Annotated in this window: 1 protein-coding gene; it reads left to right on the top strand. The window is 38.0% G+C overall.

Going from position 1 to position 245, the window contains the following annotated elements:
* Positions 1–245 (top strand): hypothetical protein (locus V6255_RS18170; protein WP_341629395.1); only part of this gene is annotated, 245 nt, incomplete at both ends.

Genomic DNA, 245 nt, shown 5'->3' with positions numbered 1-245 from the left:
CTCATCTTATATTTTAGATGATATTGCGCTTGCAGAAGCAGCTGATAGTTCATTGAGTTCTGAAAACTTTACTGACCTTAAAGGTGCGGCTTTAGATCCTGATTTAGCGAAAAATACACGCATAGCCACCACCATCACTAAAACGTCTCCTTCGTCATTCGGTACTATGGTTGGACTGAGTGTGATGAAAAATGAGAATAAAGAAGAGGTTGAAGCTACTAAAGCATTCATTGAATATATGAATG

The sequence above is a fragment of the Psychromonas arctica genome (assembly GCF_038155225.1).
In the GTDB taxonomy this organism is placed as follows: domain Bacteria; phylum Pseudomonadota; class Gammaproteobacteria; order Enterobacterales; family Psychromonadaceae; genus Psychromonas; species Psychromonas arctica_B.
The sequence above is the reverse complement of the archived record's forward strand: the minus strand, read 5'-3'. Positions and strand labels throughout refer to the sequence as shown.